Origin of the sequence: Sedimentibacter saalensis (genome assembly GCF_007830175.1) — a bacterium.
In the GTDB taxonomy this organism is placed as follows: Bacteria; Bacillota; Clostridia; order Tissierellales; family Sedimentibacteraceae; genus Sedimentibacter; species Sedimentibacter saalensis.
The window spans coordinates 226706-253592 of record NZ_VLKH01000004.1 but is presented as its reverse complement, the minus strand read 5'-3'; the positions used below and the strand labels follow the sequence as shown (position 1 = coordinate 253592).

General features: G+C 36.5%; 29 protein-coding genes. 19 read left to right on the top strand and 10 right to left on the bottom strand.

Annotated features, from left to right (window positions below):
* Positions 1–2 precede the first annotated feature (2 nt).
* The gene (locus LY60_RS08785) at positions 3–1604 is read left to right on the top strand and encodes an N-acyl-D-amino-acid deacylase family protein (protein WP_145082517.1); all 1602 of its coding nucleotides are present in this window, start codon (positions 3–5) and stop codon (positions 1602–1604) included.
* Positions 1604–1978 carry a RidA family protein gene (locus LY60_RS08780; RefSeq protein ID WP_145082515.1) on the top strand — a complete coding sequence of 125 codons (375 nt, stop codon included), beginning with the start codon at positions 1604–1606 and terminating at the stop codon, positions 1976–1978. The genes LY60_RS08785 and LY60_RS08780 overlap by 1 nt, the downstream gene beginning before the upstream one ends.
* A gap of 207 nt (positions 1979–2185) precedes the next feature.
* Here LY60_RS08780 and LY60_RS08775 read toward each other — a convergent pair whose 3' ends face one another.
* Genes LY60_RS08775 through yedE form a run of 3 tightly spaced genes read right to left on the bottom strand, consistent with a single transcriptional unit; the run spans position 2186 to position 3741 of the window.
* Positions 2186–2431 carry a putative Se/S carrier protein gene (locus LY60_RS08775; protein WP_145082513.1) on the bottom strand — a complete coding sequence of 82 codons (246 nt, stop codon included), beginning with the start codon at positions 2429–2431 and terminating at the stop codon, positions 2186–2188.
* The gene (locus LY60_RS08770) at positions 2428–2631 is read right to left on the bottom strand and encodes a sulfurtransferase TusA family protein (RefSeq protein ID WP_019227537.1); all 204 of its coding nucleotides are present in this window, start codon (positions 2629–2631) and stop codon (positions 2428–2430) included. The genes LY60_RS08775 and LY60_RS08770 overlap by 4 nt, the downstream gene beginning before the upstream one ends.
* 3 nt (positions 2632–2634) lie before the next feature.
* Positions 2635–3741 (bottom strand): YedE family putative selenium transporter, encoded by a 1107-nt coding sequence (gene yedE / locus LY60_RS08765; RefSeq protein ID WP_246145405.1) that lies wholly within the window; start codon positions 3739–3741, stop codon positions 2635–2637.
* A 200-nt stretch (positions 3742–3941) separates the two neighbouring features.
* Between yedE and LY60_RS08760 the strand changes: the two genes are divergently transcribed.
* The 14 genes from LY60_RS08760 to LY60_RS08695 all read left to right on the top strand — a co-directional run bounded on the left by LY60_RS08760 (position 3942) and on the right by LY60_RS08695 (position 17121).
* On the top strand, positions 3942–4670 hold the full coding sequence (locus LY60_RS08760; protein WP_145082511.1) for a LytR/AlgR family response regulator transcription factor: 729 nt from the start codon (positions 3942–3944) through the stop codon (positions 4668–4670).
* Positions 4660–5958, top strand: coding sequence for a sensor histidine kinase (locus LY60_RS08755; RefSeq protein WP_145082510.1), 1299 nt, complete (start codon positions 4660–4662; stop codon positions 5956–5958). The genes LY60_RS08760 and LY60_RS08755 overlap by 11 nt, the downstream gene beginning before the upstream one ends.
* Before the next feature lie 96 nt (positions 5959–6054).
* Positions 6055–6501 carry an RNA polymerase sigma factor gene (locus tag LY60_RS08750; protein WP_145082508.1) on the top strand — a complete coding sequence of 149 codons (447 nt, stop codon included), beginning with the start codon at positions 6055–6057 and terminating at the stop codon, positions 6499–6501.
* The gene (locus tag LY60_RS08745; protein WP_145082506.1) at positions 6498–6767 is read left to right on the top strand and encodes a DUF1905 domain-containing protein; all 270 of its coding nucleotides are present in this window, start codon (positions 6498–6500) and stop codon (positions 6765–6767) included. The genes LY60_RS08750 and LY60_RS08745 overlap by 4 nt, the downstream gene beginning before the upstream one ends.
* A 55-nt stretch (positions 6768–6822) precedes the next feature.
* Positions 6823–9174, top strand: coding sequence for a DUF3160 domain-containing protein (locus tag LY60_RS08740; RefSeq protein WP_145082504.1), 2352 nt, complete (start codon positions 6823–6825; stop codon positions 9172–9174).
* On the top strand, positions 9171–9944 hold the full coding sequence (locus tag LY60_RS08735) for a hypothetical protein (protein WP_145082502.1): 774 nt from the start codon (positions 9171–9173) through the stop codon (positions 9942–9944). The genes LY60_RS08740 and LY60_RS08735 overlap by 4 nt, the downstream gene beginning before the upstream one ends.
* A 9-nt stretch (positions 9945–9953) precedes the next feature.
* Positions 9954–11198 (top strand): efflux RND transporter periplasmic adaptor subunit, encoded by a 1245-nt coding sequence (locus LY60_RS08730; protein WP_145082500.1) that lies wholly within the window; start codon positions 9954–9956, stop codon positions 11196–11198.
* A 7-nt stretch (positions 11199–11205) separates the two neighbouring features.
* Complete coding sequence (locus LY60_RS08725; protein WP_145082498.1) at positions 11206–11919, top strand: ABC transporter ATP-binding protein; 714 nt, start codon at positions 11206–11208, stop codon at positions 11917–11919.
* A complete protein-coding gene (locus LY60_RS08720) occupies positions 11900–13105 on the top strand; it encodes an ABC transporter permease (protein ID WP_145082939.1) in 1206 nt (401 codons plus the stop codon). The genes LY60_RS08725 and LY60_RS08720 overlap by 20 nt, the downstream gene beginning before the upstream one ends.
* Before the next feature lie 15 nt (positions 13106–13120).
* Positions 13121–13846 carry an MBL fold metallo-hydrolase gene (locus tag LY60_RS08715; RefSeq protein ID WP_145082496.1) on the top strand — a complete coding sequence of 242 codons (726 nt, stop codon included), beginning with the start codon at positions 13121–13123 and terminating at the stop codon, positions 13844–13846.
* 417 nt (positions 13847–14263) lie between these two features.
* On the top strand, positions 14264–14686 hold the full coding sequence (locus LY60_RS08710; protein ID WP_145082494.1) for a SoxR reducing system RseC family protein: 423 nt from the start codon (positions 14264–14266) through the stop codon (positions 14684–14686).
* 149 nt (positions 14687–14835) lie between these two features.
* Positions 14836–15648: a transporter substrate-binding domain-containing protein gene (locus LY60_RS08705; protein ID WP_145082492.1), complete on the top strand. Its 813-nt coding sequence runs from the start codon at positions 14836–14838 to the stop codon at positions 15646–15648.
* Positions 15649–15704: 56 nt separating this feature from the next.
* A complete protein-coding gene (locus LY60_RS08700; protein WP_145082490.1) occupies positions 15705–16403 on the top strand; it encodes an amino acid ABC transporter permease in 699 nt (232 codons plus the stop codon).
* Positions 16390–17121, top strand: coding sequence for an amino acid ABC transporter ATP-binding protein (locus LY60_RS08695; protein ID WP_145082488.1), 732 nt, complete (start codon positions 16390–16392; stop codon positions 17119–17121). The genes LY60_RS08700 and LY60_RS08695 overlap by 14 nt, the downstream gene beginning before the upstream one ends.
* A gap of 32 nt (positions 17122–17153) precedes the next feature.
* Here the strand turns inward: LY60_RS08695 and rbsB are convergent, their stop codons facing one another.
* Genes rbsB through LY60_RS08670 form a run of 5 tightly spaced genes read right to left on the bottom strand, consistent with a single transcriptional unit; the run spans position 17154 to position 22020 of the window.
* Positions 17154–18074, bottom strand: a complete 921-nt coding sequence (gene rbsB / locus LY60_RS08690) for a ribose ABC transporter substrate-binding protein RbsB (protein ID WP_145082486.1) — start codon at positions 18072–18074, stop codon at positions 17154–17156.
* A 28-nt stretch (positions 18075–18102) separates the two neighbouring features.
* Entirely contained in the window at positions 18103–19050 is a 948-nt protein-coding gene (rbsC, locus tag LY60_RS08685) for a ribose ABC transporter permease (protein ID WP_425347871.1), read from the bottom strand.
* Positions 19047–20519 (bottom strand): sugar ABC transporter ATP-binding protein, encoded by a 1473-nt coding sequence (locus LY60_RS08680; protein ID WP_145082937.1) that lies wholly within the window; start codon positions 20517–20519, stop codon positions 19047–19049. The genes rbsC and LY60_RS08680 overlap by 4 nt, the downstream gene beginning before the upstream one ends.
* Before the next feature lie 44 nt (positions 20520–20563).
* Positions 20564–20983, bottom strand: coding sequence for a D-ribose pyranase (gene rbsD, locus LY60_RS08675; RefSeq protein ID WP_145082484.1), 420 nt, complete (start codon positions 20981–20983; stop codon positions 20564–20566).
* Between the two features lie 8 nt (positions 20984–20991).
* On the bottom strand, positions 20992–22020 hold the full coding sequence (locus tag LY60_RS08670) for a LacI family DNA-binding transcriptional regulator (RefSeq protein WP_145082482.1): 1029 nt from the start codon (positions 22018–22020) through the stop codon (positions 20992–20994).
* A 342-nt stretch (positions 22021–22362) separates the two neighbouring features.
* Here LY60_RS08670 and LY60_RS08665 point away from each other — a divergent pair, with 342 nt between their 5' ends.
* On the top strand, positions 22363–22974 hold the full coding sequence (locus LY60_RS08665) for a hypothetical protein (protein ID WP_145082480.1): 612 nt from the start codon (positions 22363–22365) through the stop codon (positions 22972–22974).
* Between the two features lie 197 nt (positions 22975–23171).
* Here LY60_RS08665 and LY60_RS08660 read toward each other — a convergent pair whose 3' ends face one another.
* The gene (locus tag LY60_RS08660; protein WP_145082478.1) at positions 23172–23804 is read right to left on the bottom strand and encodes a flavodoxin family protein; all 633 of its coding nucleotides are present in this window, start codon (positions 23802–23804) and stop codon (positions 23172–23174) included.
* Between the two features lie 121 nt (positions 23805–23925).
* Here LY60_RS08660 and LY60_RS08655 point away from each other — a divergent pair, with 121 nt between their 5' ends.
* On the top strand, positions 23926–25365 hold the full coding sequence (locus LY60_RS08655; RefSeq protein ID WP_170226153.1) for a sensor histidine kinase: 1440 nt from the start codon (positions 23926–23928) through the stop codon (positions 25363–25365).
* Positions 25365–26051 carry a response regulator gene (locus tag LY60_RS08650; protein ID WP_145082475.1) on the top strand — a complete coding sequence of 229 codons (687 nt, stop codon included), beginning with the start codon at positions 25365–25367 and terminating at the stop codon, positions 26049–26051. Before LY60_RS08655 ends, LY60_RS08650 begins: the two co-directional genes overlap by 1 nt.
* Before the next feature lie 181 nt (positions 26052–26232).
* On the opposite strand, the gene LY60_RS08645 is transcribed toward LY60_RS08650, so the two are convergent.
* Positions 26233–26883, bottom strand: coding sequence for a potassium channel family protein (locus LY60_RS08645; RefSeq protein WP_145082473.1), 651 nt, complete (start codon positions 26881–26883; stop codon positions 26233–26235).
* Between the last annotated feature and the right edge of the window lie 4 nt (positions 26884–26887).

Genomic DNA, 26887 nt, shown 5'->3' with positions numbered 1-26887 from the left:
TTGTGAAGAAACTAATAAAAAATGGTTTAATAGTTGATGGTAGTGGAAACAGCTCGTATACAGGAGATATTCTTCTTGATGGAGATAAGATTGAAAAAATAGGAGAGAATCTTCAATGTGAGGATGCTGAAATTATAGATGCTAGAGGGTTAGTTGTGGCACCGGGATTTATAGATACTCATAGTCACTCAAGTATGCTATTGTTCAAAGATTCATTATTAACTCCAAAAATAAGACAAGGTATAACTACTGAACTGGTTGCCCAAGATGGTATGGGTCCTGCACCGGTTGATGATAAAAATCTATCTTCTTGGATAAAGGCTATGAAAGGTCTTGAAGGTGAATATGACGTAGAGTGGACTTGGAGAAGTGTTGCTGATTATCTTGAGAGAATAGAAAAAGTAGGGTTAGGACCCAATGTTGCATATTTAGCTCCACACGGAAATGTAAGGATGATTTCCATGGGATTGGATAACAGAAAACCAACTGAAGAAGAAATGACTTTAATGCAAGCTAATTTGGCTAAAGCTATAGATGAAGGTGCATTTGGAATGTCAACTGGTATGATATATCCCCCTTGCTGCTATGCTGACATTGATGAATTTATTCAATTAGGCAAGGTATTACATGACAAAGATGCAGTATTTGTAACACACCAAAGAAGTGAAGCAGATTCAATTTTAGATTCAATGGAAGAAATATTAACCATAGGTAAAGAAAGTGGATGTAAAGTTCATTTTTCACACTTTAAGGTATGCGGTAAAAACAATTGGGATAAATTCCCTAAAGTTTTAGACAGATTAGATAGAGCAAAAGAAGAGGGAATGATTGTCTCTTACGACCAATATCCTTACGTTGCCGGAAGCACAATGATGAGTGTTATTCTTCCGCCATGGGTTCATGATGGTGGTACGGATAAATTGATAGAAAGATTAAAAGATGCTGACTTAAGAGAAAAGATGAAAGAAGATATTGCCAACGGAATACCTGGATGGGATAATTTTGTCGAATTTGCAGGATTAGAAGGTATTTTCGTAACATTTGTCGGTTCGGAAAAGAATCAAGATGTTGTTGGAAAGAATCTTATTGAAGTTGGTAAATGTAAAGGCAAAGATCCTCTTGATGCAATATTTGATGTTATTCTTGAAGAAGAAAATATTGTTGGTTTAGTAGACTTCTACGGTACCGAAGAGCATGTTAAACTTATAATGAGCAGGGCTGAACAAAACGTATGTACTGATGGTATTATGGGTGGGAAGCCTCATCCAAGATTGTTTGGAGCATTCCCAAGAGTATTGGGTAAATATGTCAGAGATGAAAAATCCTTCACTTTAGAGACTGCTATTTACAAAATGACAGGTAAATCTGCGGCTGTTTTAGGATTAAAAGACAGAGGTTTACTAAAAGAAGGGTATAAGGCAGATTTAGTTATAATTGATTATGATAATATCATTGATAAAGGTGACTACACTGAACCTAACCAATATCCAGTGGGAATTGAGTATGTAATTGTAAATGGAGAAATAGTAATAAAAGAAGGAGAGGACACTGGGAAAAGACCTGGTAAGGTTCTCAGAAAAAACAAAGGTATGGAGATAAATTGATGAAGAAAATTATTTTTACAGAAGAGGCTCCTGCAGCAATTGGACCATATTCTCAAGCTATAGAAGTAAATGGAATGGTTTATACTTCAGGACAACTGCCTATAGATTATAAAACGGGATTAATGTCTGATGATGTTGAAGTTCAAACTGAACAATCTTTAAAAAACGTATTTGCAATTCTTAAAGCAGCGGGTGTAGATCCAGAAAATGTTATTAAGACTACTGTTTTTATCAAGGACATGAATGATTTCCCAAGAATTAACAAAGTGTATGAAACATTCTTCCAAGGTAATTATCCAGCAAGATCGTGCGTAGAAGTTGCCAGATTACCTAAGGATGCTTTAGTTGAAATTGAAGTCGTAGCTTGTAAGTAAACGAGATTTATTAAATATAGTAAGCACACTATAACAATGCGTATTGTACAATAAAAGACCCTTTGATAAAATCGTTATGTCAAAAGGTCTTTATTGCATTTTTCATTTTGGGGAATACTTGTACAATAATATTGCATACTTTTGATCAGGCATCAATTCATTGTAACCGTGTTTGATAGTGCAAATTAGTTTGAAAATTAACACTTTTTATGCACTGTGACTATCATACATTCTTTCATACTGGTTTTTTGAGATGTCTTTGTAAATGCTTTCAATTTCAGATTCAATCAAATCTGTTATACTGCCATCATAATTTATTCTTGCACAAATTCCGCAGCTGGAGCTTAATTTTCTGGGTACTGGCTGCAGCAAACAGGAAATGTTCATTTTAATCATTTTTTTCTCAAATTTGATTGCACCGGAATGTGTGAAAAATACTATTGTATAATTCATTTTAATCCTTTAATGGTGGAAATGTCGTCGTGAGTTTCAATTTCCACGGAATATCCCTTGCTTGTAAGAAATTTTTTTACGTTTGTTTTGGAAGTGTTGTTGTCCACGATTACCTCAACAGAACCAGGATTTGTTTCCAGTGCTTTTTTTGTCATCAGGACTGGCTGAGGACAAGATGTTCCGCATGTATCTATTTTCATATTTCACCTCAAATTATTTTTTTTAACAAGATCTGAATTGGCTACGGACAATATTAACAGCATAACGAGGCAAATTATTACAGCTGTCTGGCCGTTTGCTGTAGGTCCTTTTCCGCTTGAAGCTAGAGCAAAGTTGTGGCACACAGCAGCTCCTGCTATCATTCCCATAACAGTAACCGCTGAGTCTGAATTTCCTTCTCCTGATAAGATAAGCTGCCTTAAAGGGCAGCCTCCCAGAAGCACTGATCCCCAGCCCACAAGAAGCATTCCCATGAAGTTCCACAATCCGTCTGTATGGGCTATGGGCTGTTCAGTGAAGCCAAGTTTGAAATTCCCCATGGCCATGTTTCCTGCAGCAGTGACAACTATTATTGCTATGAAGCCTAGGAGCAGGTAATTTTCATTAAACATAATTTTGTCTCTCATACCCCCAACCATACATAGCCTTGTTTTCTGAGCAAGTGCTCCAACCACAAGACCTGCAGCCAATGATGCGAACATTGGAGCATACATGGAGCCTGGACCTTCTTTGCTGAAGAATATAAATGCCGGAGCTATTATTAAAAGTGCAAGCAGTGAAAGAGCAAATACAGGCATGATGTATCCATCAAATGAAGATGTTTTGTAATTTCTTTTCAGTGTAAATCCTTTATTTAAAAATAATATTCCAACACCTATACCGGCTGCGAAACCAACAAGTCCCACAACAGCATTCAGGTCTCCTCCTCCTATTCTCAGTACCATTCGAAGAGGGCACCCTAAAAACATCAAGGCTCCTACCATAACAGCCATACCAAGGAAAAACCTTGTAATGGGTGATGAACCTCCTTTAGACTGAAATTCTCTGCCGGTTACGGAACATATAAAAGCTCCTAGAATCAGTCCTATTATTTCTGGTCTTATGTATTGAACTATTTCTGCTCTGTGAAGCCCCAATGCTCCTGCTATGTCTCTTTCAAAACATGCAATGCAAAAACCCATGTTCTTGGGATTTCCAAGAGCAACCAGCAGCACTGCTATGAAACCCACAACACTGCCTGTTAAAATAATACCTTTTTTGCTTTCAAAAAAAGGCACTTTTTCATTTTGAACCATGTCTTCCTTTTCCATTATTTCCTCCTAATATAAGTAATTCCAACACTTGTATTATATTTCACAAAATATGGAATGTACAATAGAAATAAGTTTGGATTAATTTCTTTGTATAATAAATATTTATACCTAATCTTAATTAATTAGATGAAAAACAACTTGTATTATGATATAATTAACATCAAATAATAAAATTTTCAATTGATAGCGGGGATAGTATGTTGCGAATTGCAATTTGTGACGATGATAAAATCATATGCCAGCAGCTTGAAGATATGCTGACTGACATTGAAGAAGAGACAAATGAACAGTATGAAGTGGAAGTGTTTTATTCCGGTGAGGAACTGTACAGATATTTAAAGAAAAACAATAGATATAATCTGATTTTTTTGGATATCGAAATGCGTGATTTAAACGGAGTGGAAGTGGGCAAAAAAATCCGTGATGAAATGAACGATGAAACAACTCAGATTGTTTATATATCTGGGAGAGAAGACTATGCCATGGATTTATTTGAAGTGAGGCCTCTTAATTTTCTCATTAAACCTGTTTCAAAAAACAAGGTTGAAGCTGCTGTAAACAAAGCAATCAAAATCTTAGGTGAAAGCAAGCATTTTTATGAGTATAAAAACGGTAATGTTAATTTCAGCGTTGCGGTTGGAGATATACTGTATTTTGAAAGTGACGGAAGAAAGGTAAACATCATTTTGATGGATGATATTAAGTCGTTTTACGGCAAGCTTTCAGAAGTTGAAGAAAAATTGAGAAACCAGGATTTTATAATGATACATAAATCATATCTGATTAATTTCAACCATGTAATAGAATACACTTATGATTATGTTAAAATGTCCAACAAAGAAACACTTACAATAAGCCAGAACAACAGAAAGGCTGTTAGAGAACAGCTGCTTAGAAGGAAGCAGAGGCTGAATCATGACAAGTAGTGCCACAATAGTGTACTTGATTGTAAATTTGTTTGGTGCCTATATTATTTTCCGATTCATCAGTGTTTTTTTCGACCGTACAGGAACGGATAAAAAGATTGAATTCGTTTCATATGCAGCTTATTATTTTATAATAAACCTTTTATTTCTTGCATTTAACAATCCTGTAGTGAATGTTGCGGCTAATCTGATAATGTTTTTTCTTCTTACATACAATTATCATTCTTCAATGAAAACAAGGCTTATTGCAGCTGTTTCTGTGTACACGGTTCTTATGATAATAGAAACACTTGTAATACTAATAATGCAGCATTTTGATGTAAGCATTATTTCCAGGGACAAGGACCTGGCTGTAATATCAGGAATGGTAAGCATAAAAATAGTTTCATACATTGTTGTGCTCTTTATTTCGAATTTTAAAATGGTTAGGAACAATATCAATGTTTCGTATCTGCACTGGCTGTCTATTTTTGTTATACCTGCAGGTACACTTGTTTCAGCTCTTATGCTTATGACACAGGTTAATCCTAATAATCTTACAGGTATGACAGCAAGCATTGTAATATTGTTCATAATTAATATTTTTGTTTTTTATCTTTATGATGCTCTCATGAAGTCTTATGACGAAAAAATGGATAAACTCATATTGCTGCAGCAAAACAATGCATATATGAAACAGCTGGATATAATAAATCAATCTCAGGAAAATATAAAAACAATAAGGCATGACATAAAAAATCATGTGCTTTCACTTAAAGTGCTAATTGAAGGCGGAGACAAGGAAGGTGCTTCAGATTATCTTGACACAATGATTGATTACATCAATTATTCAGGAGAATATGCAAAATCAGGAAATGCAGAATTTGACAGCATTATTAATTACAAAATCGACAAGGCAAGGATGCATGGAATAAAATCAGAAATAAACCTAAAGGTTCCTGACAAGCTGAACATAAGGCCATTTGACTTAAGCGTTGTTCTCGGAAACCTTCTTGACAATGCCATTGAAGCAGCTGCAAAAGCCGAAGAAAAGGTGGTAAGAGTTAATGCAGAACTGGAAAGGAATGTTCTTTACATAAACATTGCAAACAGCTTTGACGGAAAGCTGAACTATAAGGATGGAAAACTTGATTCAACAAAGACAGATAATGAAAAGCATGGTATAGGACTTAACAGCGTCATGAAATCTGTTGAAAATTACAATGGTACAATGTCCATACATCACAGCGACAATATGTTTTTTGCTGATGTCTTAATCTACAATTACAGCTCAGAAGCCAAGGCTTAAGTTTTTACATGAAGTCATATTAATTATTACAACTCCGCGCACATTGTAATTTTTTGTGATATATTCAATGAGATAAATTTACAATGGAGGTATACCTTGGGAAATAATGAGTACTTTTGCAAAGTGTATACAATTGCTTTCCGATTGACAGGCGAAGAACGTATTGCCAGCCAAATGTCAGTTTTAGCAATTGAAAATATTGCACCAAAAATGAATACTGGGGACATTCCTTCAATTGTACTAAAGGATACAGCCATGGAAATAATGAAAATATTTCTTTCTGAACCTGATTTTCAAACATTTTATTTCAATAAAACATCAAATGATACAGTATCACAAAATTTGATGCTGCAAAAAGCCGTGTTGTCTCTTGAACCCATAAACAGGGCTGCCATAGTGTGGCGAGACATGCTTGGTTTTAAGATCGATGATTTGGCAGTTGCAGCTAAATGTTCCAAACAAACATTGTACTGTGAACTAAACAATGCAAGAAATCATCTGAGAACTAAGCTCTTTGAGTGTTCAGAAAAGGAGATTATATGAACGAAAAAAAATATGAATTTGATGCAGTTATTATGAAGGTTCCGGACATTGACGGAGCCTATGTGGAATTTCCATATGATGTGAAAAATGAATTCGGTAAGGGCAGGGTCAAGGTACATGCTGTATTTGACGGAGTAGAATATGACGGAAGCCTTGTGAGAATGGGAACTCCTGGCCACATTATAGGACTTAAGAAAGACATACGTTCTAAAATCGGCAAACAAGCTGGAGATACGGTGCATGTAGTAATACAGGAAAGAAATTAATAGCCCGTAGCAATGGCTCTTGGCTGTATAGCATAGGCTATCAAGGGAGGTATAAGTGAAAAAGTTTACTAAATTCTTGTTTCTGATTGTTGTTATGAGTATTTTTATAACATCATGTTCCGACAGAACAATTAAAACTGAAGACTATACTGATGAAAAACCTGAGCAGGAAGATGAAAAGCAGATTCCAACAGCTTGGAACCTTGATGTTTCTTCATACAACGTTAAGGTACCCTATGATCTTCCGGATTTTAAACCTCAGGCTGAAGAAGTGAGACTCAGCCAAGATTTGGTTGAGCTTTTCAATGCCGGGCAGTTTGAAGGCTTTACCGACAATCAGAAAACTGCGATTTATCAGGATGGTTTTGTAGTTTTAAAACCAAGCTATGAAGCTTTAAAGATGCATCATTTGTACGAAAGTTCTCTTTACAAGCAAATTCCAACTTTCATAACAGTTGATTCCGCCCTTCATATGTACCGACTTTATTTTGATAATTCGCTGAAAATGGTGGAATCATCAGTGCTATATGAAAAGCTTGAAAACATTTCGAAAAACATGCTCATTGAAAGCATTGAAGCATATAAAGATGAAAAGCTTAGCAATATGAGAGAAGAACTTAAATCTGTTGCAGCTTATTTTTTGACTGCAGACATGCTGCTTGACATAGAAACCTCGTCCATTGATGTTCCAGAAGAAGTTATTTCTCTTGCACAAGAGGAAACAAATCTTATAGATGCAGCAGAAGGATATTCAAAATCACCCATAACTAAAAAAGATATTGATTATTCCCAGTTCACAGTTCGAGGACATTATGCAGGCAATGAGAAACTTGAAAAATATTTTAAAGCAATGATGTGGTATGGATTGTGCGGCTTTCCTATTTTTGATGAAACAAAAATAGACCCTGAGCTCGACATGGAAAATCTTACAATTGCAATGACAATCACATGTCTTGCACTGGAAAGGGAAGAAATCTTCAAGGACTTTGAAAACATATATTCCACAACTGCTCTTTACACAGGAATGTCTGACGATTTGGGTTTGTTTGAATTGAGGGATATGATAGTTAAAGTGTACGGAGCTGATCCGGACTTGAACAAATTCAAGGACAGTTCATACAATGATGATCTTCTTAAGGCTGCGCTTCTTCTTCCCCAGCCTCAAATAAAGCCTAAATATACAGATTCTACAGCCCCTGCGGGCAGGCAGTTCCGCTTCATGGGCCAGAGATATTCATTTGATGCAGAATCTCTTCAAAATCTCATGGAACCAATACAGCGTCCTGTACCTTCAGGACTTGATGTTGTTGCATCTCTTGGAAGTGAAAGAGCTGAAGAAATTCTTGATAAGTACTATCAGCCTAAAATAAAGTGGAATAAATACGAATACAATTTAAATCTGCTTAGACAAAAACAAGAAGGCTTTACAACTGATGATTGGCAGAAGTATTTGTACAAAGGCTGGCTATGGACCATAAAATCATCAGCTGCAAATTATGAAAAAACAGATGGAATGCCAAAGTTCATGAGAAGTGAAAAATGGACTGACAAGAATATTCACACTGCACTTGGAAGTTACGCAGAACTTAAGCATGACACAATTTTATACATGAAACAGGCTGTAGCAGAAATGGGAGGAGGACCTGACTTAAGCATTCCTTACAATTATGTTGAGCCTAACGCAGAAGTGTATGCAAATCTAAAATGGCTTACTGAGTATACAAAAGAACACCTTAGAATCAGGAATATGTTAAATGAACAATCAGCTAATGTTCTTGACAGCATCATAGAAATGCAGGAAGTTCTGATGAACGTATCCGTAAAGGAACTTACAAACCAGGAAATTACAGCTGAAGAAAATGATATGCTCTATACATACGGTGGAAGAATCGACAGCATGGTTCAGATAATGAACTACATGATGTGGGAAAAAAATATTGATGCGGGAAATGATTATACTACAGCTCTTGTTGCAGACATAGCAACAATTGCTCCAAATTCACTTTACCCTGCATCAAATTATCTTGAAGTAGGAAATGGACTGCCTCTTGAAATTTATGTTGTATGCCGCACAAACGGAAAGACGTATCTTGCCAGGGGTGCTCTTTTCAACTATTATGAATTCTTGTCCCATGAAAGACTTACGGATTTAAAATGGCATAACATGCTTGGCATTAGAAAGGTTGTTATGGCATTAAATCCTGCAACGGGCCAATATGAAGAAACAGATACATATAACAATGAAGGAATTGATCTGTTTCAAAGCTCAGATTACTATGAAATTATTGAAGTTGAAGAACCTGATATACCTGTAGTTTCAAAGCCGGAGTGGACAAATTCGTTTGTTTCCACAGAAAGCAACAATGTTTCAATTAAAGAAAATATGGAGCTTGACTGGTTAAAATGACAAAGAAACTCACAATTTTAATATTTTCATCGCTTGTGGCTGTCTGGTTTTTTACAAGGCAGCCTGAGTTATGCATTGAAGCAGACGGAGTAACATATAATTTATTTGAAGCTGGCGGATATATTTATTCAATGAACAATCTGAGTATAGAAAAATTAATTGAAGAAAGACTGTTTGATTATTGCTTTTATGACATTGACAGAGACAAAGATGATGAAATCATTGCTCTGACAAAGACTGATGGCTCTGATTTATGGGGAAAACATGCTGTTTTTTATGACGTGAAAATTTCAGAAGGAAAGATTATTGCCGAGGAAATTTACCGGGAAGATTTTTCTGATATATTGCCATGGAAGATTGAAGCATGTGATCTTGACAATGATAGTATTTCTGACATATTCATAGGCGTTGAGAAAGAAACGGTGTTTTATAACAATGTCATGAGAAGACCGTTTTTTTATTCCTGGGATGGAGAAAAACTAAATAAGAAATGGCTGGGTTCATTTTTTAGCTCGTGGCAATTAAAAGACATAGCATTTGGAGATTATTTTGGACTTGGATTTCATGTAGCAGCAGTGCTTGAAGAAAATGAAAACGGAGAATGCAGAATTAGCTTTTACAATTTTGTAGGCTTTGGCTTTGAAAATATGAAAATAGACAACACATACCGGAATATTAAGGCAATAAACACCGTGAAACAAGATAACATGGATTATTTAAAGCTTGATTTTACCGGATTTAAAAATAGTGTTAAATTGAATTATAATTAGGAGAGGGAAATGAAAAAAATATTTACACGAAAAAAAATAGTGATTTTACTTGTTGTTTTAGCTGCAGTAATTGTGGTATTCAAAATGCTGAACAATTCAAAGACAGAGGATGTATTTGCTGCAAATGTTGCACCTCTTGAGAAAAAGACAATTGAACAGATCATATCTGTTAAGGCACCTTTGGAAGGTATAGAAAAGGCTGATGTTGTTTCAGCGCTTAACTATGAAATTATAGACATAAAGGTTAAGGAAGGTGATATTGTCAAGAAGGACCAGGTTCTTGCAGTTCTTGATAGTGAAGAGCTTGAAAAACAAATCAAGACAGAAGAAAATCAAATCGAGCTTACATATCTTCAGCAGCAGGAGAAGCTTAAATCTCTGCAGCTTGAGTATGACAAGGCAGTTTTGGAACTTGAAAATGTGAAAGACAGCTATGAAAGCAACAAGGCTCTTTTCGAAAATGATATAATAACGGAAGAGAACTTTAAAAAAATAGAAACAAGTCTTGTGGAAGCTAGAAAAAATGTTGAAGGATATAATGCTGTAAACGGAAAGGTGTCTTTAAGCAGCGCTGAAGAAAAACAGCTTGAAATACAAAGACAGCAGCTTGAAGAGAAAAAAGAAGACCTTGATAAAATATACATAAAAAGTCCTATAGACGGAACAGTCACTAGAGTCAATGTAAACATAGGAAGATATGCAAAGGACACAGAGGACGAAAAAGCCATGTTTGTTGTTGAAAATCTTCAAAATCTACAGATGAAAGTATCCATAAGCGAATTTGACATTGGAAAAATAAAGAACGGTCAGACTGTTAAAGTTTATTCTGATATTCTTGGAAACGAGTTTGCTGAAGGGACAGTTACTAGAATTTCACCTACAGCTGAGCAAAAGGACAGCAACAACATGGAAAGAGTAATTCCTGTATTAATTGATATTGTAAAAAAGCCTGACACCCTCATAGCCGGAGTAATTGCATCTGCCAAAATCAATGTTGACAAGTCAGAAAATGTTTTTGCTGTTCCAGCCGGAGCAATACTGCAGGATGAAAATGAAAAGCATAAAATTTTTATCCTGAATGATGACAAGACTGTTAAATCCGTTGCTGTTGAAATTGGTCTTGAAACAGACCTGGAAACTGAAATATGGGGAGAAGGTCTTCAAGAAGGAATGAATGTTGTGGTGAACCCCAACAACACATTGACTGACGGCATGGCAGCATCACTTAACGAAGAACATAAAGAAGACAAATAGGTGCCCTATGGAAAAGTTAATCAGCATCGTTAATTTAAATAAAATATACAAAACAGGCTCAGTTGAAGTTCATGCCTTAAAAAATGTGAACATTGAAATAGAAAAGGGAGAATTTATTGCCATAATGGGACATTCAGGTTCAGGAAAGTCAACGCTCATGAATATTTTAGGCTGCCTGGACAGACCCACAACAGGCAAATATTATCTGGACGGACTTGAAATAGAAAAACAAAATGCAGATGAGCTGTCTCTTATCAGAAATAAAAAAATAGGCTTTGTGTTTCAGGCATTCAATCTCATTCCACGAACCAATGTTTTAAGAAATGTTGAGCTTCCCATGATTTATGCAAAGATAAAGACATCAGAAAGACATGAAAGGGCACTGGAGCTTCTTAATAAGGTGGGTCTTGGAGAAAGGATAGACCACCTTCCAAATGAACTTTCAGGGGGGCAAAAACAAAGAGCTGCAATTGCAAGAGCTCTTGCAAATCATCCTCCAATAATACTTGCAGATGAACCAACAGGAAATCTGGACACGCAGTCTTCAGAAGAAATAATAAACATATTCAAGGAACTCAACAAGGAAGGAAACACCATAATACTGGTAACACACGAAGCAGACATTGCAGAACATGCAAATAGAGTTATAATGTTCAAAGATGGTGAAATTATAAAAGACAGCAGGAAGGAAGGTGAATATAATGTGGCTGGAGAACATTAAAATAGCATTCCGGTCTATTCTTTCCAATAAAATGCGTTCCCTTCTTACCATGCTTGGAATAATAATTGGAATAAGCTCAGTAATTGCAATAGTTTCAATTGGAGACAGCATGAAGGGAGTTATGGATGACATATACAAGGGAATAGGCAAAAACAGAGCTGTACTTTATGTTGGCAACGTTGACGACTTCAGGTCCACGGATTTTTTCTACTTAGACGATATTGAACTGCTAAAGGAAAGGTTTGGGGATAAAATTGAATACCTTGGCATTAACGAAAATTTAAGAAGCGATGTTACAATTAAAAAAAACACTGTGAAACTAAGAATGGCATGCGTGGATTATGGCTATGACAGCGTGCAGGAAGTGAAAATGCTTTACGGAAGAATGATAAACAAAAACGACGTTGATAGGAAATCAAGAGTGATTGTACTTGAGCAAAATGCTGCAGTGAAGATGTTTGGAAAAGAAAATGCAACCGGAATGACAGTGAGGGTTAAAATTGACAACAGCATGGAAGACCTTTTGGTGGTTGGAGTATACAAAGAAGAAAAATCACCGGTTCTGTCTCTACTTCAGGGGCAGGATGAATATGAGGACAGTTTCGTTCCTTATACCATGGCATTTTCGTCAGCCTACGGTTTTTACAGCCTTGATGTGTTTGTTGCTGAAAAATATTCCGTTGAACAGTCTGGAGATGAAATTCTTAACTTCATTGCAAATTTGAAAAACAGAAATCCTGAAAATTACATATTTTACACTGTTGAAGAAGATCAGGCACAGGTTGACAGCATTGTTGGAGGAATGTCCATAGCAGTTGCCTGCATTGCTGCCATATCCCTGCTTGTTGGCGGCATAGGAATAATGAACATCATGCTTGTGTCAGTTACAGAAAGAACCAGGGAAATAGGAATTAAAAAAGCTCTTGGAGCCAGGACAAAAGACGTTCTCTTTCAGTTTTTAATAGAATCTGCAACTCTTTCCGCCATAGGCGGTATTGCAGGAACAGCATTTGGCATCGGCCTTGTAATGATTGGAGGCTCATTTATATCCATACCAATAGTTGTAAATCCCGTATCCGTTGTTGCAGCAGTTGTATTTGCCATGGTAATCGGTATATTTTTTGGTTACTATCCTGCGAGAAAGGCTGCAAAGGCAGATCCTATAGAAGCACTGAGATATGAATAAAATTAAGGAGACAATATGCTTAAAAAATTAACAGATAAAATTTATTACCTGCCATTTAATGAAGAAACTGACAGACCGATATTAGGTTATGTAAAGGGAGAAAAATATTCTCTCATGGTTGATGCAGGAAATTCAAAAAAACATGTTGAATTATTCATGGAGGAAATTAAAAAAGAAAATCTCAAATATCCTGATTTTGTTGTCATAACACATTCGCATTGGGATCACACATATGGCATGAAGTATGTTGATGCACCAAGCATTGTATGCAGGAGAACAAACGAGTATCTTGAAAATATGAGCAAGTGGCAGTGGTCTGATGAGGCAATGGAAGAAAGACTTAAGTCCGGAGAAGACATAGAGTTTTGTGATACAATGATACGAAGAGAATATCCTGACAGGAAAGAAATAAACGTCACAACTGCTGACATAGTGTTTGAAGAAAATTTGAACATAAATCTGGGTGGTATTGTTGCCCAAGCAATGAAGCTTGACAGCTCCCATGCCGATGACTGCGTTGTTGTATTCATTCCGGAGGAAAAAACAATATTCATAGGTGATATCATAAGCGAGGATTTCCATCACGGAGAGCCTGTCTATTACAAACATAAGCTTTTAAGCCTTACTGAAAAGTTCAAGGAACTTGAATTTGAAACTGCATTGTTTGGTCACATGGAGCCTTTTGAAAAGAGTGAGCTCATAAACTGGCTGAATGAAGTCGAAATTGAAATAGTTGATTAAAAAGGGATGGAAGTCCACAGACCATTGATAAACCTGATTTTCACAAACCGTATGAGGCGGATCTTGAATTAATCTTGTATCCGCCCGTGTTATTAAGCTAATAATTTTGTTATCTTCGGGAGGACACGAGGTCCTCCCCTACAAACTGGAATGAAACGGTAACCGAATTCATCGCAAGATGTTGATATAATCAAAAACATAGGGGTATCTTGTATCCGCCCGTGTTATTAAGCCAATAAATCTTGTAATCTTCGGGAGGACAGTAGTCCTCTGCTAGAATATTAAACAACTTTGTCATAAAAAGGACTTAAGTCCTTTTTTATTTGTTACAATTTATTAAAATTTGAATTGTTAGAAACAGGGTAAAAATATTCTCATAGTTAATACTTTTTAATAATTATCGAAAGGAAAAATTTAATGGCTCTCATAGGCAAAATTGAAAAAAAGAAAGGCACAACTGCAACCATATACATTAAAAAAGTGCTCCCATGCGGTGATAACTGCAGAAATTGTTCCGCCGGCTGCAAACACTATTCTGCACGCATAGAAAAGCATGTTGAAGAAAATGTTAAAGAAGGAGATTATGTTGAAATAATTGCAGAAGGCGAAGTTACTGCAAAAAGCAGTGCCATGCTCTATGCCCTGTCTGCATCACTTGTAGTAACATCCGTTGTAGTTGTACAGTTGCTTCCTGGAATAAATAACAAAGAAGGTTTTTCTGCTCTGGCAGTAATAGTCTCTCTCATAACAGCACAGCTTTTTATTAAGTTGAACGATAAACATAAAATGCAAAAAAATTCAGAAAAGTTTAAAGTTGGAAAACGAATTGATAAAAAATAAACTGCATTTTCAATGAACATTTATTAAGTATAAGAATGCATCAAGAGAATAAATATATATTTATACAAAAATATGAAAAAATATTTGACAGGGGCTCCAAAAAGTGATACCATACGTTTATCGTAAAAATTACTTTCTTGGAGGGAAAAATGAAAAAAGTATTATCGGTATTATTGATTGTAACAATGATTTTTGCATTAACTACAGGCTGCAGTTCAAAGACAACTGAACAAACAGCAGAAAATACAACAAGTCAGGAAACTGCTGCACCGGCAGAAGACAACACTTTGGTAATGTACACAAATGCGGAATTTCCGCCGTTTGAATATTTTGAAGGCGAAAAAATAGTAGGTGTTGATGTTGACATTGCAAATGAAATTGCAAAGGACATGGGAAAAGAATTAGTTGTTAAGCACATAGACTTTTCAAGCATAATTCCTGCGGTTTTAAATGATAAGGCTGACTTTGGAGCAGCAGGAATGACAATCACTGCTGAAAGACAGGAACAAGTTGACTTTTCAATCAGCTATGTTGAATCAATTCAGCACATCATATCTAAAAATGACGCTGAAATATTGGATATGGAAGGCTTAAAAGGAAAGAAAATTGGCGTTCAGCTGGGAACAACCGGAGACCTTGCCATATCAGATGCTGTTAATCTTCCGGAAGGGGAACTGTATAATTCAGGGGCTGAAGTGAAAACATATAAAAATGCACTTGAAGCATCCCAGGACCTTCTTGCAGGAAGAGTTGATGCAGTGGTAATAGACAAGCTGCCTGCAGAAGAAATTGTAAATGGCAATGAAGGTCTTAAATCTGTAGTATTCGGGGACATCAGCGAAGCATACGGCATATGTGTTAAAAAAGGAAATGAAGAACTTTTAAACTCAATAAACTCAACACTTCAGAGATTGCTTGACGAGGGCAAAATCGCAGAGTTCATAGAAAATCATTCAAAATAATAGATGCTTATAGGCGATAATTTGTTATTATCGCCTTTTTTTCAGCAGGAGGCACCATGACAAAATTAGAAAATTTTATAAACAGTTTTAATAAAACATTTATTGTAGAAGGTAGATACAAGTTATTTGCTTCTGGTATATATAACACTATTTTTATTGCTTTTTTTGCAACTCTCATGGGAATTGCCATAGGACTTTTTATTGCCATGGTAAAAACAAATGCAAAAAACAACAGAAAACTTTTTGTTCTTGATAAAATCTGCAGCCTTTATGTCACCATTATAAGAGGAACACCGGTTGTTGTTCAGCTTCTTATTATGTACTATGTGATTTTTGTGAACATAGACAACAGCATATTAGTTGCAATACTCACATTTGGCATCAATTCAGGAGCATATGTTTCTGAAATTGCCAGGGCAGGAATTGAATCAGTTGACAAGGGACAGATTGAAGCAGGCATGTCCCTGGGGCTGGACAGAAAGAAGACCATGATTTACATCATATTTCCACAGGCTCTTAAAAATATTCTGCCTGCATTGGGGAATGAGTTTATTGCCCTATTAAAAGAAACTTCAGTTGCAGGATATGTTCCCATCATAGATCTTACAAAGGCAGGAGACATAGTGAGAAGCAGGACATGGGAGCCGTTTTTTCCGCTGTATTCAGTTGCATTGTTTTATCTTGTAATGGTAGTAGGACTTACTGCAGTGCAGAAAAGACTTGAAAGGAGGCTGGCTGAAAGTGATAGAAATTAAAAACATCAGAAAAAACTTTGGTAAAAATGAAGTTTTAAAAAATATAAACACTGAGATAAAAAAAGGGGACAAGGTTGTAATAATAGGCCCTTCAGGTTCAGGAAAGAGTACGCTTTTAAGATGTATGAACCTTCTTGAAACACCTACATCAGGCAGCATCATTTTTCAAGGAGACCACATAACTGATAAAAAAACTGACATAAATAAGATCAGGCAAAGAATGGGAATGGTTTTTCAGCACTTCAATTTGTTTCCTCATCTTACGGTATTGGAAAACATAGTGCTGGCACCTGTTAAATTAAATCTTCAGACAAAGGAAGAAGCAAAAGAAAATGCTCTGAAACTGCTTGAAAGAATAGGATTGTCTGATAAAAAAGACGAATATCCTGCATTGCTTTCAGGAGGACAGAAACAAAGAATTGCCATAGTGCGCTCTCTAGCCATGAAACCTGAAATAATGCTGTTTGATGAACCTACATCGGCTCTTGACCCTGAGATGATTGGAGAGGTTTTAAAGCTCATGAAGGATCTTGCTGAGGAAGGTATGACAATGGTTGTTGTTACTCATGAAATGGGTTTTGCAAAAAGCGTTGCAAACAGAATTTTGTTCATGGACGAAGGGCAGATTCTTGAAGAAAACAATCCGCAGGATTTCTTTTCAAATCCTGTACATGATAGGTCAAAGGAATTTCTTTCTAAAATATTGTACAACATTTAAAAAGGAGACTTGCGTCTCCTTTTTTGTGTAATTTATTTTTTTGTAACAAGCTGCAATGCTACTGGTATAGATTTTTCAACTGTTTCGCCCTTTAATAATTTAATTGCCGTGTCAACTCCCAATGATCCGATTTCTTTTGGTAGCTGTTCAACTGTTGCTGCCATTTTACCGCTTTCAACTGCAGCTTTAGCATCGTCAGTAGCATCAAATCCAACTACTATTATATCTCTTCCTGAAGCTTTTATAGCTTCAAGTGCTCCTAAAGCCATTTCATCATTGTGTGCAAATACAGCGTCTATTTCAGGTTGTGCCTGAAGAATATTCTCCATAACTGTCAAACCTTCTGCTCTGTCGAAGTTAGCAGTTTGTTTTGCAACTACTTTGATGTCGCTTTCAGCAATTGCAGCATTGAAGCCTTCGCCTCTTTCTCTTGCTGCAGAAGCTCCGGGTACTCCTTCAAGTTCAACAACATTTCCTTTTCCGCCTAATAATTCTACTATGTACTCACCGGCAAGTTTTCCACCAGCTACGTTGTCAGAAGCAATGTGAGATACAACTTCGCCGCCGTTAGCGCTTCTGTCAAGAGTTATAACAGGTATTCCTGCCTTGTTGGCAGCTTCAACTGCACTCTTTACAGCATCTGAATCTGTAGGATTGATGAGGATTAAATCAACGCCTTGATTGATTAAATCTTCCACGTTTGACATTTCTGTTGCTGAATCATCCTGTGAATCCAAAGTTACAAGTGTTGCACCAAGCTCTTGAGCTTTTGCCTTTGCTCCTGCTTCAAGGTCAACAAAGAACGGATTGTTTAAAGTTGAAATTGCAAGACCAATTGTTTTTGCTTCTTCTGCAGGCTTTTCAGGTGCAGGTTGTTCCTGTGTGTTAGTGCATCCCACAAATAATGACATTATCATTATTGATGCAACTACAAGACTTAATAATTTTTTCATGATACTCCTCCATATAATATTTTTTTTACTACCTTGATGATTTTTGTTTTCTATCTAATAAAACGGCAATAAGTATTACTATACCTTTTGCAACGTCTTGATAGTAAGATGATACTTTCATGAGGTTAAGGGCATTGTTCAGAACACCTATTATAAGTGCTCCTATTGCTGTTCCCCCGATTGTTCCTATGCCTCCTGCCATGCTTGTTCCTCCGAGAACAACTGCAGCAATTGCATCAAGTTCATATCCGGCACCTGCAGTTGGCTGAGCAGACCCGAGTCTTGCTGTGAGAAGAATTCCTGCAAGAGCAGCCATCATTCCTGATACGGCATACACAAAACGCTTAACACGGGCTGTTTTAATGCCGGAATACATTGTTGCTTCCTCATTTGATCCTGTTGCATAAATATATCTTCCTATGCGTGTATGGTTTAAAATGTAATAAGCTACAATGAAAACCAATATCATGATGTACACAGGAACCGGTATGGGACCTAAAAAACCTGTTCCTATTTCTGAAAAATATTCAGAAGATGGAGTATTTCCTGTGCTGATAGGACGACCCTGGGTGAATACAAGTATTGCTCCTCTTAAAAGTGTCACGGTTCCCAACGTTGCAATGAAAGGCTGAAGGCCTCCTGTTGTTATTAATGTTCCGTTTAAATAACCTATGGCCGTTCCAAGCACCAAGACTGTGAGGACTGCAAGCACAACATTTGTCCCTGAAGAAACCATTGTAGCTGCAATGGCTCCGCAAAGCCCGAGAACAGAACCAACAGACAAATCAATGCCTCCAATTAAGATGGCAAATGTCATTCCTGTTGCAATTACAGCATTGATGGAAGTTTGCCTAAGCACTGTCAATATATTGCTCCATGAAAGAAACCTGGGGTTTAAAAGAGCTATTGCAACAGAAGTTGCAATAAGCACAATCAGAGGTTTGTTTTTCAGAAACTTTTTAAAATTGTTCATCATATTACATCCTTTCCTACTGCAAGAGTCATTATGCTTTCCTGTGTAGCTTCATCTCTATCCAGAAAACCTGAAACGCGGCCTTCGTGCATTACCATTATTCTATCCGAAATTCCAAGAACTTCAGGAATGTCTGAAGATACCATGATGATGCTCATGCCTTCAGATTTAAACTTGTTTATAAGGTCATAAATTTCTTTTTTTGCCCCAACGTCAACGCCTCTTGTAGGTTCATCCAGTATGAGTATTTTAGGATTTGTCATAAGACTTTTAGCTATAGATACCTTCTGCTGGTTGCCTCCGCTTAAAAACCTCAGCTGTTGCTTTGTTCCGGAAGTCTTAATTGACATTTTTTCAATATATTCTTTTGATGATGTTTCTTCTTTGGATTTGCTTACAAATCCCAGAGGTCCTTTGAAAAGTTCAAGGGAAGAAAGTGTTATATTTTCGCGGACGTTCATTCCGGTTATAATTCCGTTGGCTTTTCTGTCTTCTGTAACATAGGCTATTCCGTGCCTCAGCGAATCCAATGGAGAATTTATTTTTATTTTTTCTCCATTTAAGTAAACAGAACCTTTTGCAGGATATATGCCGTAGATGCTTCTCATAAGCTCTGTTCTTTCAGAACCCATTAGTCCTGCAACCCCCAGAGTTTCTCCTTTTTTAAGAGAAAAGGAAATATCCTTCACAAACTGATTGGACAAATTTTCAACTTTAAGTATTTCTTCAGCTGGTTCAGTTTCAATTCTTGGGTATTGCTCACTTAGTTTTCTTCCTACCATCATTTCTATGATTTTATCTTCATCAAGATCGGCAATTTCCTCTTCACCTATGAGCTCACCGTCTCTTAAAACAGTTACATCATCGCATATTTCAAAAATTTCATGAAGTCTGTGGGAAATGTATACTATGCTTTTGCCGCTCTTTTTCAAATCTTTTATTACTTCAAAAAGCTTTTCGGTTTCTGCAGGAGTAAGGGCTCCTGTAGGTTCATCCATAATAATCACTTTTGCATCAATGGAAAGAGCTTTTGCTATTTCTACAAGCTGCTGCTTTCCAACACTTATATTTTTAACAAGTTCTCTTGAATCTTCCTTAAGGCCAAGTTTATCCAGCCAATATCCTGCATCCTTATGGAGTTTGTTCCAAATTATTCTTTTCCCCCCAGAGACAGGCTCTCTTCCCAAATAAATATTTTCCCCTATGGAAAGATCCTTTACAAGGTTGAGTTCCTGATGAATTATTGCTATTCCTTTTGATTGAGAAGCACTGGTATCGGAAAAGTTAACTGATTCATTTTCCAGGAAAATTTCACCCTGGGTCTTTAAATATACTCCTGTAAGTATTTTCATCAGCGTTGATTTTCCTGCTCCATTTTCACCTACAAGAGCCATTACACTGCCTTTGTATATGTTGAAGCTTACATCTTTCAAAACCTTTACTCCTGAAAAATCCTTGCTTATATGCTGCATGGATACTACAATTTCTTTCACTAGATCACCGCCTGGTTAATATTCTAAAAAGTCACGCCAGAAACAAGGATGATGTTGGCAAAGGGTTTATATTCTCCTGTGCGTATAACAGCTTTCGAACTTCTTGTTTTTTCTTTGAACTCTTCGTGAGGTATGAACTCCACATCAATTTTCTTGTTTTCTTCTGCCTCAGTCAAATTTATGATTTCAAGTATATTTTTAAGAATATCAGGACTTTTATCCCTTATTTCTTCAGCCAGTATAATTTTTTCAACTGACAGTTCATCAAGAACAGCTTTTAAGACTGGCATGAATTCAGGCAATCCTTTAATAACGGCCAGATCTATTCTTTGAACTCCTTCAGGAACGGGGAGACCGCAGTCACCAATTGTAAGGGTGTTTGTATGTCCCATTTTACTGATTACATATGAAATTTCTGAATTTAATAATGTTCCTTTTTTCATGACTTCACCTACTTATTAATTTTTACTGAATTTCTTACAATTATTTCAGTATTAAGAGTGATTGTTTTCATCTCAGAGGGGGTGTTATTACTTCCGGGGGCCTTTTTAAGCCTTTCTTCCAAAAGTTCCATTGCCTTGTAACCCATCTGGTAATTTGGCTGTCTTATTGTGGTGAGTGATGGCTCAACAAGACTTGCCATGTAAATGTCATCATATCCCATAACTCCTATGTCATCCGGAATGCTATAGCCCTTTTCCTTGAGTTGTTTCATGGCTCCGATTGCAATTAGGTCGTTGCCGCAGAATATTACATCAAAATCTTCCTTTTCCTCAAGAAGTTCATTGACTCCATTTCTACCCCATTCAATTCTGTATTCGCCGAATTTTACAAGGTTATCATTGAAAGGAATTTCACAATCACGAAGTGCGTTTTTATAACCTTCAAGCCTTTCGTATGCAGTCCTTGTCTTTAATGGTCCTGAAAGATACGCTATTTTTTTATATCCCTGTTCAATGAGGAATGATACAGCCTTATGAGCGCCACTTGAGTTGTCAACAAGAACTTTGCCGCATATATTTTCAGAATCAAAGTCCCTGTCGATTAAAATAATTGGAACCTTGCATCTTTCCAATATTTCAGGCATTTTCTCACTGCTTGATGAATGTGCTATAATAATTCCGTCAGCCATTTTTTTTGTTAAGGATTCAATGTATTTTTCCTGGACTTCCAGCTTATCGTCTGTGTTGCAGAAAATTATGCTGTAACCTTTTTCATTGGCTTTGTCTTCAGCTCCTCTTGCAATACCTGGGAAAAATGGATTTGTGATGTCAGGCAGTACAAGACCAATAATGTGTGTTCTTTGTGTTACAAGACTTCCTGCCATGGCGTTTGGAAGATAATTGTACTTTTTTACAACTTCAAGAACACGATTCCTTGTAACTTCTGTAATGTTTTGATCTTTTTTGTTTATGACCATGGAAACGGTTGCTATGGATACATTAGCTTCTTTTGCAATTTCTTTTATAGTTATTTTCATAATAAATTCCTTATTTAAACGTTTAAGTAAATTATAAGACGAAATTCATGAAAAGTCAACACTAATTGGAAACATTTTTGGCAAGCAGTATAACATAATTGTACAATGGCAGGAATATATGTCACAATTCATTGGAAAATCAGAATAAATTCGAAACATATATTATTAAAACCTTCATGTATGAGGTAAATTAAAATGATGAATGAAGTCCTGCAAAGCTCCATTATTTATGATTTGGTTAATTCCATAATGTTCATTTGTATATGGATATGAATCTATGTTATAATTCATACATAATCTAAATGTAAGTTTATGGTTATGAACTATTATGGCGGTGAAATTATGACAAAAAAAGTTCTGAGAAATCTCGAATATTTTGAAATTCTGGATGAAGAAAACAAAGCCGTTTACAAAGGCTGCAGCCAGGTATGGTACAAAAAGAAGTGGCGGAAGATGGCTGGCTGCGGACCAACGGCAGCGTCCAACATTGTTATATACAGCAACAAAAACATAATAAACAAACGCAGTGCTTTAGAAATAATGGATGAATTATGGAATTACGTTACTCCTACTTTAATGGGAGTGAACACAACTGAAATTTTCTATGATGGTTTTATGAAATACGCTGCTGAAAATAGCAGAAAAGCTTTGTTTAAGGTATTGGACATACCTAAGGAAAAAGAACTACGCCCATCATATGAAATGATGTTTGATTTTATTGAGTCGTCTTTGGACAATGATATTCCCATTGCATTTTTAAATTTATGCAACGGGGAAGAAAAGTGTCTTGATAAGTGGCATTGGGTCACAATAATCTCTCTGGAGTATGAAGTGGATAAGCATTCGGCTGCAGTTGAAATACTTGATGAAGGAATGGTAAAAAAAATAAGCCTTCCTCTTTGGTACGAAACAACCACCCTTGGAGGAGGACTGGTTTCATTTTTTCTTGAATGATAATAATCAGGAGAGGCTACTGATTCTATATAACAAAATTATGGAAATAATACGGGCGGACACGAGGTCCGCCCCTACAACACATGAATAACAAAATTATGGAAATAATACGGGCGGACACGAGGTCCGCCCCTACACACATTAATAACAAAATTATGGAAATAATAACAGGGGACACGAGGTCCGCCCGTACAATATTATCTAATAAAATTCATGCCTATTTTTTTCTCTGGTTCCGGCTTTTCTATTTTACCTTCACCAAGCTCAATGAGCTTCATTACCCATGCCATATTTTTTCCAAGTATTCTCATTATTTGAACTCCTTCATCGTCCTGAAGCGCTTCACCTGGTTTTTGTCCGTAAATTACGTTCCAATAGTTTGATGTGGGCATAACCATTTCAGCATATGTGATGTAATTAATGAGCTGGTTAAATGCAGGAAGTCCGCCTGCGCGCCTTACGGCAACTACTGCTGCTCCCACTTTATTTCTGTACAATCCTCTGTTTGCGCTGCTCACATATGAAGCTCTGTCCAAAAAAGACTTCATAGTAGAGCTTATTGCTGAAAAATGAACAGGTGAACCTAAAATTATTCCATCTGCTTCCTTCATTTTCTGAATCCACTCATTAACTTCATCGTTGATGATGCATCTTTCGTCTCTTGTTTTAAAGCATGAACCGCAAGCTGTGCAGCCAAGAATTTTTTTGTTTCCTACATGTATTATTTCAACCTCAATATTTTCCTTCTCAAGCTGCTCTGCTACAATTTTTAATGCCTCGTATGTATTGCCTTCTTTTCTCGGACTTCCGTTAAATGCTACTACTTTCATAAATGCCTCCAATTTTTATTTGTTCAATTATACTAAATAAATATTATTATTACAAGGAAGAATAGTATTTTGTTTTTATAGAATGTGGTATAATAATATAAACAAAAATAAAGAGGATGTTATGAAAAATAATTTCGACAATAATAAATTTAATTTTAAATATTTTACAAATGTCATTTTTATTTGTACCATGTCTGTAATTCTGTCAATTATTATGAACTACATGGGAATTGGAAAGGAAAACTCCCTTATGGTCTTTATTGTGGGAGTTCTTACTGTCACCATACTTACAAGTGGATACATATACAGCGCCACAGCTGCTGTCCTAAGTGTTCTTTTATTCAATTACTTTTTTACGGAACCATACCACAGCCTGCAAATAAGCAATTCAGATGATGTTATCCTCATCGTGTTTTTTTTGATTGCTTCCTTAATATCAAGCACCATGACTTCAAAGCTGCAGTATCAGACAGAGGTATCAAAAAGAAATGAAAGAACAGCCAGACTTCTTTATGACATAACAAAGGGGTTTTTAAATGTCACCGGAAGAGACAACATTGTATTGAAGGGAATTAATTTCATAAAAGATTATGTTGGGTTTGACTGCTACGTGAAGTTAGATGCCTGCGAACAGGTTTACAGCACTGAAGGACTTCCGGATTATGTGGATTCGGTCACAACAAATATAAACATCATTCCAATTAAAGGTGTGGGAAAAAAATTGGGAGTGATGAAAATAGTTAACTGCAATGTTCCCATAACTGATGAAATAGACATGCTCATTAAGGCAATAGTTCACCAGATGGCAATAGTCCTTGACAGGGAATTTATATATGAGGAAAGGCAAAAAATAAGAGTTGATATGGAAAGCGAGCATTTGAAGAGCACACTTTTAAGAAGTATTTCTCATGACCTTCGAACTCCTCTGACGGGTATAAAGGGTGCTGGGGAGCTTATTCTTGAAAGTTACGACAGCCTTGATCCAAAATCCGTAAAAAAACTTGCATCAGACATATGTGACGAATCAGCATGGCTCATAAAAACCGTTCAAAACATATTGGACATGACACGTTTTTCAGAAGGAAGAATTACATTAAACAAAGATTTTGAAGCTGTTGATGACATTGTAAATCAGACACTGTCTCACGTTCCTTTCCTGAATTCTTCCGGTAGACTGCACGTGATAGTTCCTGATGAAATAATTCTTGTTCCTGTAGAAGGCAAACTAATTGTCCAAGTATTGGTTAACCTTCTTGACAATGCATACAAATATGCAGGGGAGGAAGCAGATGTTTTTCTGAAGGCATATACTGACGGCGATTTTGCTGTTTTTGAAATTTCTGACAACGGTGCTGGCATCGATCCGGAAATACTTAACAGAGTGTTTGATGGTTTTGTGACAAAACAAAAAAACAACATTGTGGACTCGCACCTTGGGGTTGGTCTGGGATTGACAATTTGCAAGGAAATTATAACTGCTCACAAAGGAGCAATATCAGCAGAAAATAATGTTACAGGCGGAGCGGTATTTAAAGTAAGGCTCCCTTTGGAGGTTGAGTGATGACTAAAATATTAGTGATTGAGGATGACAAGAAAATATTGAATTTTGTGACCATGGCCCTTAAGGCCAAGGGATATTCCATTGTTACAGCACATAACGGAAATGAAGGTATTCTTTCTTTCTGCACAGAAAATCCTGATATAATGATATTGGATTTGGGGCTTCCGGACATGGACGGCATAGATATCATAAAGCAGGTACGAAACGTTTCAAACATCCCCATAGTTGTGGTGTCTGCAAGGGAGCAGGACAGCGATAAAATTCAAGCTCTCGATGAAGGAGCAAACGATTATGTGACTAAGCCTTTTTCCATGGGAGAACTACTTGCAAGACTTCGTGTCATGGAAAGGCTTATTGAAAGAGAAATAGCCCACATGCCTGAAAGCGTGTACAAGTTTGATTACCTGAGCGTGGACAGTGAAAAGCGAAGAATATTTGTTGATGATGCAGAGATACATCTCACACCCATAGAATTTAAGCTTCTTTTATTATTGATTGCAAATCGTGGTAAGGTTGTGACCCACAGCCAAATATCAAAAGAAGTGTGGGGATATGGAGAAACAGGTGATTCCAAAAGCATAAGGGTTTTCATGGCAAGCCTCAGAAGAAAAATTGAAAAAGACAGTTCAAATCCAAGGTTCATACACACAGAAATTGGTGTGGGATACAGATTTGCAGATGAATAAAAGTGCCCTGAGGGCACTTTTTTATATGATAGGAAAGTTTTCTTTCCTATCATATAAAAAACGAGGATTGCAAAGGACGGGACGTCCTTGCCGTTAAGGGGGGTGCTCAGTTAAAACGCGTATGCGTTTTAACGCCGAAGGGGGACATAGGTCCCCCTAGCGGAGTTGCGGAGCAACTTTTTTATATGTTGTCTGAAAACCTCAGTACATCTTCTGATTTTCCTAGAACAAGTACTAAGTCATCTTCTTTAAAAATGTAATCTGCTTTTGGCAGAGACATTGTATTGCTGTCGCTTTTAATAAGCAGGATATTTATATGATGTTTTTTCCTTACATTGATTTCTTCAATGCTTCTTCCTGTCCAGCTTTTCATGATGGGTATTTCAAATATGGAGTAGTCGTTTGATATAGAGAAATAATCAAGGACATTGTTGGCGCTGCACCTTATGGCAAGTTTTTCAGCCATATCTTTGTCGGGATAAACCACTTCATCGGCACCGTTTTTTAAAAGAAACTTTGCCTGAATATCCCTGCTGGCTTTAGAAATAACATATTTTGCTCCCAAATCCTTTAAAAGCGAAGTGATTTCAAGCGAAGACTGGAATGTGTCACCTATTGTTACAAAACAAACATCAAAATTACCAATACCAAGAGCTCTTAAAACATCTTCCTTTGTGCAGTCTCCAATTTGAGCATCGGTTACTTGAGAAGACATGTCTTCAATTATGGCAGCATCCTTGTCAACTATCATAACGTCATTTTTTAATTCTGTCATTTTAAGGGCCAAATGACGTCCAAATGCACCCATTCCTATAATTAATACTGATTTCATATTA